The sequence below is a fragment of the uncultured Mailhella sp. genome, from assembly GCF_944324575.1.
In the GTDB taxonomy this organism is placed as follows: Bacteria; Desulfobacterota; Desulfovibrionia; order Desulfovibrionales; family Desulfovibrionaceae; genus Mailhella.
The window spans coordinates 1-8,312 of sequence record NZ_CALUWV010000095.1 but is presented as its reverse complement, the minus strand read 5'-3'; the positions used below and the strand labels follow the sequence as shown (position 1 = coordinate 8,312).

Annotated in this window: 6 protein-coding genes and 1 tRNA gene; 6 read left to right on the top strand and 1 reads right to left on the bottom strand. The window is 61.9% G+C overall.

Annotated features, from left to right (window positions below; translation table 11 throughout):
- The first annotated feature begins 3 nt into the window (after positions 1–3).
- A complete protein-coding gene (gene pta / locus Q0J81_RS09395) occupies positions 4–1,539 on the top strand; it encodes a phosphate acetyltransferase (RefSeq protein WP_294447416.1) in 1,536 nt (511 codons plus the stop codon).
- The gene (locus tag Q0J81_RS09390) at positions 1,539–2,759 is read left to right on the top strand and encodes an acetate kinase (protein ID WP_294447415.1); all 1,221 of its coding nucleotides are present in this window, start codon (positions 1,539–1,541) and stop codon (positions 2,757–2,759) included. The genes pta and Q0J81_RS09390 overlap by 1 nt, the downstream gene beginning before the upstream one ends.
- Positions 2,760–3,019: 260 nt before the next feature.
- Here Q0J81_RS09390 and Q0J81_RS09385 read toward each other — a convergent pair whose 3' ends face one another.
- The gene (locus Q0J81_RS09385; RefSeq protein ID WP_294447412.1) at positions 3,020–3,196 is read right to left on the bottom strand and encodes a hypothetical protein; all 177 of its coding nucleotides are present in this window, start codon (positions 3,194–3,196) and stop codon (positions 3,020–3,022) included.
- Here Q0J81_RS09385 and dapB point away from each other — a divergent pair, their 5' ends adjacent.
- The 4 genes from dapB (at position 3,197) to Q0J81_RS09365 (ending at position 8,311) form a co-directional block, all read left to right on the top strand.
- A complete protein-coding gene (gene dapB / locus Q0J81_RS09380) occupies positions 3,197–3,988 on the top strand; it encodes a 4-hydroxy-tetrahydrodipicolinate reductase (RefSeq protein ID WP_294447411.1) in 792 nt (263 codons plus the stop codon). It begins immediately after the preceding gene.
- 219 nt (positions 3,989–4,207) lie between these two features.
- Positions 4,208–5,821: an NAD(+) synthase gene (gene nadE / locus Q0J81_RS09375; RefSeq protein ID WP_294447409.1), complete on the top strand. Its 1,614-nt coding sequence runs from the start codon at positions 4,208–4,210 to the stop codon at positions 5,819–5,821.
- 162 nt (positions 5,822–5,983) lie between these two features.
- The gene (locus Q0J81_RS09370; RefSeq protein ID WP_294447408.1) at positions 5,984–7,690 is read left to right on the top strand and encodes a long-chain fatty acid--CoA ligase; all 1,707 of its coding nucleotides are present in this window, start codon (positions 5,984–5,986) and stop codon (positions 7,688–7,690) included.
- 546 nt (positions 7,691–8,236) lie between these two features.
- Positions 8,237–8,311, top strand: a tRNA-Gly gene (locus Q0J81_RS09365).
- The last annotated feature ends 1 nt before the right edge of the window (position 8,312 follow it).

Sequence of the window (8,312 nt, the reverse complement as noted above, 5' to 3'; positions counted from 1 at the left end):
CCCATGGCACGCACGCTTTTCGTCACCGCTCTTGCGGCGAATTCCGGCAAGGCCGAAGCCGTCGCCGGGCTGATGGATCTCATCAAGGGTGCTTCCAAGACCCCGGTTCTGTTCCGTCCCGTTCCCTGCCTCAAGACCGCCCTTGAGCTCATCAACGCCGGCAAGTGCAACGAACTTGTCGACTCCGTTCTTGCCGCCTACAAGGAAGCCGCCGCCCAGGCCGACTTCGTGCTCTGCGAAGGCACCGACTTTGCCGGCAAAAGCGCTGCCTTTGAAAATGCCCTGAACACCTGCGTGGCCGCCAACATGGGCGCTCCCGTAGTGCTCGCCCTTTCCGGCGAAGGCTGCTCTGCCGCCGAAGTCGCCGCCACCGTCACCACCTTCCAGTGCCAGATGAAGGAACAGTGCGTGGACGTGCTCGGCGTGTTCCTTTCCGGCATGAGCGAAGAAGACGAAAAGGCCGTAGCCGCATATTTCTCCTTCCCCGTCAGCAGCAAGGCCGCGGATTTTGCCTCCATCCTTGATGCCTGCAACGGCCACGTCACCCCCCGCCTCTTCGAGTTCGGCCTCATTGAGCAGGCTCAGAAGCATCCCATGCGCATCGTGCTGCCCGAAGGCGAAGAAGACAGACTCATCAAGGCTGCCGCCATTCTCATTCAGCGCAAGGTGGCCGACATCATTCTGCTCGGCGACGAAGCCAAGATCCGCGCCCGCGCCGCGGAACTTTCCGTGAGCGTGGACGGCGCCACCATCATCAATCCCGTGACCGCCCCCGACTTTGAAGACTTCGCGGAAACCTACGCGCAGCTTCGCGCCAAGAAGGGCGTCACCATTGAACAGGCCCGCGAAAAGATGGCCGACAACACCTACTACGGCACCATGATGATCTACAAGGAAAAGGCCGATGGCATGGTTTCCGGCGCCGTGAACACCACCGCCCACACCGTGCGTCCCGCTCTTGAGTTCATCAAGACCAAGCCCAATGCCTCCATCGTCTCCAGCGCCTTCTTCGTGTGCCTCAAGGACCGCGTGAACACCTACGGCGACTGCGCCATCAACCTTGATCCCGATCCCGAGCAGCTCGCCACCATCGCCGTGACCACCGCCGAAACTGCCGCCGCCTTCGGTCTGGAACCGCGCGTGGCCATGCTCTCCTACTCCACCGGCAATTCCGGCAAGGGCCCCACCGTGGACAAGGTGAAGGAAGCCACCCGCCTCGCCAAGGAAAAGGCTCCCGAAATGCTCATCACCGGCCCCATCCAGTATGACGCCGCCGTGGACGCCGCCACCGCAAAGACCAAGATGCCCGGCGATCCCGTGGCAGGCCGCGCAAGCGTGTTCATCGTGCCCGACATCAACACCGGCAACAACCTCTACAAGGCCGTGCAGCGCTCTGCCCACGCCGTGGCCATCGGCCCCGTGCTTCAGGGTCTGCGCAAGCCCGTCAACGATCTGTCCCGCGGCTGCACCGTGCCGGACATCGTCAACACCGTCGCCATCACCGCAATCCAGGCTCAGGCCGAAAAGGGACTCAAATAATGGTCAAGAAAATTCTCGTCATCAACGGCGGCAGCTCCTCCTTCAAGTATCAGGTTCTCGAAAAGGAAACCGAACGCCGCCTCTGCCAGGGCCTCGTGGAACGCATCGGCTCTCCGGACAGCATGCTCACCCACAAGCGCTTCAATGAAAAGGGCGAAACCGAAAAGTTCGAATACCCCGGCAACTACGACACCCATGCCGCAGGCATGGCCAAGGTGGCCGAAGTGCTCATGAATCACGAACTCGGCGGCGTCATCGACGATCGGGCGGAAATCGTGGTCATCGGCCATCGCGTGCTCATGGGCGGCCCCGACTATCAGGAAGCCCTCGTCACCGACGAAGTCAAGCAGGTCATCCGCGACTATATTCCCCTCGGACCGCTTCACAACCCCGCCAACCTCACCGGCATTGAAGCCATGGAAAAGCTGTTCCCCGGCGTGCCCAACGTGGCCGTCTTCGACACCGGCTTCCATGCCACCATGCCCGACTATGCCTATACCTATGCCCTGCCCAAGGAACTGACGAAGAAGTACAACATCCGCCGCTACGGCTTCCACGGTACTTCTCACCGCTATGTTTCCAAGGCCGGCGCCGCTCTGCTCGGCAAGAAGCCTTCGGAAGTGAACGTCATCGTCTGCCACCTCGGCAACGGCAGCTCCGTGTCCGCCGTGCGCGCGGGCAAGTGCGTGGACACCAGCATGGGCCTCACCCCTCTGCAGGGCCTCGTCATGGGTACCCGCTGCGGCGACATCGACCCCGCCATCGTTCCCTTCCTCATGAAGAACGAAGGCTTCACCCCCGATGAAATCGACACCCTCATGAACAAGAAGTCCGGCTTCCTCGGCCTTTGCGGCAGAAGCGACAGCCGCGACATCGAAGCCGGCGTGGAAGCAGGCGATCCCGACTGCATCCTCACCTTCAACACGCAGTGCTACTCCGTGAAGAAGTACATCGGCGCCTACATGGCCGCCCTCGGCCACGTGGACCTCATCGCCTTTGCCGGCGGCATCGGGGAAAACGCCGCTCCCGGCCGCGCCAAGAGCCTTGAAAACCGCGAGGAATTCGGCATTGAGCTCGATCCCGAACTCAACGGCGTGCGCCGCGGCGATCCTCACTTCATCAGCAAGGAAGGCTCTCGCGTGAAGGTGGCCGTCATTCCCACCGACGAAGAGCTGGAAATCGCCCGCATCTCCGTGGAGATTGCCGAAAAGCAGGCGTAACAGCCGCGCGCTTTCAAGCGCATGATACGTCATGAACGGCGTCCAGCCACGGACGCCGAACGCAAAACGCCCCCGCCGGTCAGTTCCGGCAGGGGCGTTTTTTTGCATGTAAAGACACCGCATTTTTCAGGCGACGGTGATGCCCCGGACGGCAAAGGAACAGCCCTCCAATTCGTGAACTTATGCACAGATACATTCCGTTCACGACACACAGCCGGGCATGAAAGCGCGTCGAAACATCCTTCCTGGGACGGAACACCCTACGCAAAAGCATTTTCAGGAAACGCTTCCCCTGTGCAGCGTTTTCCGTTCAACAGGATGAGCCCTTGTCCTGTCAGGGTTTTAATGTGAATTAAGCCGCATAACTTGCGCTTCACACCATATTTTTTTATGCTTTCTGTGTTTGTATACAATCCCACAAATACCGGAGAAATCATATGGCTCTTTCCATCATCGTCATGGGTGCCGCCGGCCGCATGGGTTCCACCATTGCCCGCCTCGTCAATGAAGCGGACGACCTTTCCCTTGCCGCCGTGCTCGAACGCCAGGAAGCGGAAGACAGGCTCGAGGGCTTCAAGGCCTCCGGCGCGCTGATTTCCAGCGACATCGCCAAGGTGCTGCCGGCATGCCCTGGCGCCGTGGTCATCGATTTCACCGCCCCCGAGGCCTCCATGGTCACGGCCCGCGCCGCCGCAAAACACGGCAATCCCGTCATCATCGGCACGACCGGATTCTCCGATGAACAGCTTGCCGAACTCGACGAGCTCGCCTCCCGTTCTCTGGTGTTCCGCTCCGCCAACATGAGCGTGGGCATCAACGTCATCATGGACATTCTCCCCCGGCTCACCGCTCTGCTCGGTGACGGCTACGACGTGGAAATGATGGAAATTCACCACAACAAGAAAAAGGATGCGCCGAGCGGCACGGCTCTGCTTCTCGCCGAACCGCTGCTCAAGGCCAAAGGCCTGACCCGTGACGACATCAACACCAACCGCTTCGACGTGCGCGAACCCCGCAGACATGCGGAAATAGGCATTCAGTCCCTGCGCGGCGGCGACGTGGTGGGCGTTCACACCATCTACTACATGGGTCCCGGCGAACGCATTGAAATCACCCATCAGGCCCACTCCCGCGAGAACTTCGCCAGCGGCTCCCTGCGCGCCGCCCGCTGGATAGTCTCGCAGAAGCCCGGCCGGTTATATACCATGCAGGACGTTCTGCACGACTAGTTTCACCATGACGAAAGCCGCGTTTTCCGCTCCACGGGAGCCGGGAGCGCGGCTGTCCCGTATCGGAGACTTTCCGGGCATCCGGCCTCCGGCGTTCCGGCTCCTGCCGCATGCCGGCAGGAAGCGCGCCTGACCGGAGCCTGCCCCCGCCGACGGGATTCCCTCTTTCTGCTGAAACGCTCCAAGATACATCCGGCCGAGCGGCCATCGAGGTTCCCCATGCACATCGTTCTTCTCCAGCACAATCCCACTCCCGGCGACTTCCGCGGCAACGCCCACAAACTGGCCGACATGGCCAGAAAGGCCATGGCCGCCCATCCCGCAGCCGAGGGAGAGCGCACGCTCTGCGTCACGCCCGCCTACGCGCTTGCCGGCATACCCTGGGAACCCCTGAAGCACATCGGCGGCTTCTACCGCCGCTGCCGCGACGCCGCCCACGAGCTTGCCGAACTGCTCGCCGACGGCCCGGACATGCTCATTTCCCTCACCGGTGCGGAAGTCCCCCTCTACGTGCTGCTCTCTCAGGGCAACCTCATCGCTCTGGCAAGGCAGGCCAACGGCGTCATCCGCATTCCCGGCGGACCTTCGCTCTATCTGCCGGAAACCGAGCCCGCCTGGGCCCATCAGGAAGCCCTCGGTCTGCTCAAGAGCGCCCGCGCCGCATCCTCGGTGGACGCCGTGCTCTTCACCTCCGCCGAGCTCTTCCTGCCCGAAACCCAGGAAAAGAGCGAAATGCACTGCTCCGCCCTCGCCAGCCTGTGGAAGCTGCCCGTCATTTCCGTGCACCAGTGCGGCGCGGTAGACAGCCTCACCTACTCCGGCCGCAGCATCGTGCTCGACGCCACCGGCGAGCTGGAGGCGCGCACCCCCCCCCTTGAAGAGGCCGCCCTCGTCGTCGATCTTTCCAAGGAATCCGTGACCGCCGACGCCGTGGCCCTCGACGACGGCGCGGCTCCGGTTCTCGTGCAGGACGTGCCCGAACGCCCCGAAGCCCTGTTCCGCGCCGCTACGCTCGGCGTGCGCGACTATGTGAGAAAGTGCGGCTTAAGCGGCGTCGTGCTCGGACTGTCCGGCGGCATGGATTCCGCCCTCGTGGCCTGCATCGCCGTGGAAGCCCTGGGCGCCGAAAACGTGCTCGCCGTGCTCATGCCCTCCCGCTGGAGCACCGACCACAGCGAAAGCGATGCCGACGTTCTGGCAAAGAATCTCGGCATACAGACCGCCAACGCGCGCATCACGCCCGTCATGGACGCCTTCGACGCCGTGCTTGCCCCGCTCTTCGCCGACCTGCCCGCCGTGGAAAACGACCTTACCGCCGACAACATTCAGCCCCGCATCCGCGGCACCCTGCTCATGGCCTTTGCCAATCGCCTGGGACGCGCCGTGCTCGGCACGGGCAACAAATCGGAAAATGCCGCAGGCTACTGCACCCTCTACGGCGACACCGTGGGCGCCCTCGAACCCATTGGCGACATCTACAAGACCGACGTCTACAAGGTGGCCCGCTGGTACAACGCCATGCGCGGTGAAGAGATCATTCCCGAGCACATTTTCACAAAGGCTCCCTCCGCCGAACTGCATCCCGGTCAGGTGGACGAGGAAAGCCTGCCCCCCTACGACGTGCTCGACGCCGTGCTGCGCGAGCTGCTCGAAAACGCCGCCAATCCCGAAACCCTTGTAGTCCCCGGCGTTTCCGACGAGGTGGTGCGCAGCGTGGTGCATCGCCTGGCCTCCTCGGAATTCAAGCGCCATCAGAGCGCTCCCGCGCTCAAACTCAGTTCCTGCACGCTCGGCGTCGACTGGCACGTGCCCGCAAGTTCCCACGCCCTGTAGGCCTGTGGCGCGCTTTTTGCGCTCATGACCATGCAAGGAGGCTGTTTTCAGCCTCCTTTTTTTGTTGTCCGACAAGATTTCCCCTACTTTGTGCGTGACAGAACAGGCGTCCATCCGCTAAAGTATACCTGTTTAATGTCATTCTAACCACGGATATGCTTCATGAACGCCTCATCTCCCGCATGGCTGCCCCACATTGCCGAGGGCGCTCCCGTGCATCTCAACATCATTCCCCGTTCCCTCCAGTCCTATCTGGACGAAGCTGCCGACCGTTTCGGCGACCACAAGGCCGTCATTTTCCAGAATCTCACGCTCAACTACAAGCAGCTCAGGGAAAAGGCCGAAATCTTCGCCGCCGCCCTGCGTGATCACGGTCTGAACACGGGCGACAGGGTAGCCATCATGCTGCCAAATCTCCCTCAGACCATCATCGCCTTCTGGGGGGCGCTCAAGGCGGGAGCCACGGTGGTCATGACCAACCCCCTCTACATGGAAAAGGAGCTGACCCATCACTTCAGCGACGCCACGCCCAAATTCCTCATCACGCTCGACCTGTTCTGGAACAAGATAGAGCCCCTGCGCGAACGCCTCGGCGTTCAGACCTGCGTCGTGTCCCGCATCGCCGACGCCCTGGCCTTCCCGCTCAACCTTCTCCAGCCCCTGCAGGCCAGACGGCAGGGACATCTGCCCGAAGTGAAGTTCAACGGTCATTCCGTCATTCCCTGGAAGGCCATGTTCAAGTCCGGCCGCCGCTACAGCGAGGAACCCAAGGATCCCGCTTCCACGCTGGCCCTGCTTCAGTACACCGGCGGCACCACCGGCTTTTCCAAGGGCGCCATGCTCACCCACGGCAACCTTTCCGCCCAGATCCAGCAGCTTCTTGCCGTCATCCACTGCGATGCCTCCAATTCCGCCCACAGCTTCCTCAGCATCATGCCCTTCTTCCACGTGTTCGGACTCATGGGCAACATCGTGCTGCCCGCCGTGCTCGCCGCCTCCACCATGCCGGTGCCGCGCTACTCCCCCCACGACGTGCTGGAACTCATCAAGAAGCATCGCCCCACTTTCTTCGTAGGCGCGCCCTCCGTCTACATCTCGCTCATGCAGCAAAAGGACATCGCCCAGTACGACCTCACCTGCATCCAGCTCTGCATTTCCGGTTCATCCCCCTTCCCGCAGGCCAGCCTCAAACAGTTCCAGGACATCACCCGCGCCAACATCACCGAAGGGCTCGGCCTTACCGAAGCCTCGCCCGTGGTCATTGCCAACCCCGTGTACGGCCTGCAGAAAATAGGCTCCATCGGCGTGCCCATTCCGGAAACCGAAGTCCGCATCGTGGACATTGAAACCGGCAAGACCGAGCTTGGCGACAACGAGTGCGGCGAGCTCATCATACGCGGCCCGCAGGTCATGAAGGGCTACTGGAACCAGCCCGAGGAAACCGCCGCCACGCTGGCCGACGGCTGGCTGCATACCGGCGACATTGCCTACCGCGACAGCGACGGCTACTACTTCATCGTGGACCGCAAGAAGGACATGGCCATCGTGGGCGGCTACAACGTGTTCCCCCGCGAAATCGACGAGGTGCTGCACGAATATCCCAAAATCAAGGAAGCCGTATCCCTCTGCGTGCCGCACAAGGCCCGCGGCGAAACCCTCAAGGCCTACATCGTGCCCAAGGACGGCGAAAAGATCACCGTTTCCGAGCTGGCGGCCTTCTGCCGCACCAAGCTTGCGTCCTACAAGGTTCCGCGCATCTTTGAATTCCGCGACGAGCTGCCCAAGTCCATGGTGGGCAAGGTGCTGCGCCGCGCCCTCCGCGAGGAGGAGGAAAAGAAGCAGCGCGAAGAAGAAAAGAACAAGGACTGATTCCTTCTGAACGTTGAAACGGAGCGCCTTCGGGCGCTCTTTTTTTGCGCCCGGCAGTCACAGCCATGAGCGGCAACCGGACGCGCCGCACAACGGCAAACCCTGCCTGTCGTTGCGAGCCTCACAGGAAGAAAAAGCGAAGGCGGTAAATCAGGGGCGGGGCACAGGTTGAGCCGCATGCCGGCCCGGAGATTCCCGCGCATGACGAAGCCGCCTGTCTGCGCCATGAAGCAGGACATCGCACGCGCTCTTTGCTTCTCACGCTGGCCACGTTCCCCGGCAACGCGCTCCCCTGGGCTTCATGCCCGATTCCCGGTGCTGTGCCTCATGACCGTTTTCTCCTGCCTCCGCACCGTAAAAAACGCAGGCTACCGCCTCCGACGCTCCCGCATCAACGGCATTCCGTCGGCAGATTTCCCGGGAAAAAACCGGCCTTCCAACCTGCGCTTCTCTGCAAGTCGCATATACCGTGCAAAAAAATTCCCTGTTCAGCGTTTTTCCTGTTGACACCTCTGCCCGAATCACCTATAAGTTTCTTCACGCCACGCGGGAGTAACTCAGTGGTAGAGTGCAACCTTGCCAAGGTTGAAGTCGCGGGTTCAAATCCCGTCTCCCGCTCCAG

Coding starts and splice junctions, on each gene's coding strand:
- pta (WP_294447416.1), top strand. CDS start 4: ATGGCACGCACGCTTTTCGTCACCGCTCTTGCGGCGAATTCCGGCAAG.
- Q0J81_RS09390 (WP_294447415.1), top strand. CDS start 1,539: ATGGTCAAGAAAATTCTCGTCATCAACGGCGGCAGCTCCTCCTTCAAG.
- Q0J81_RS09385 (WP_294447412.1), bottom strand. CDS start 3,196: ATGATTTCTCCGGTATTTGTGGGATTGTATACAAACACAGAAAGCATA.
- dapB (WP_294447411.1), top strand. CDS start 3,197: ATGGCTCTTTCCATCATCGTCATGGGTGCCGCCGGCCGCATGGGTTCC.
- nadE (WP_294447409.1), top strand. CDS start 4,208: ATGCACATCGTTCTTCTCCAGCACAATCCCACTCCCGGCGACTTCCGC.
- Q0J81_RS09370 (WP_294447408.1), top strand. CDS start 5,984: ATGAACGCCTCATCTCCCGCATGGCTGCCCCACATTGCCGAGGGCGCT.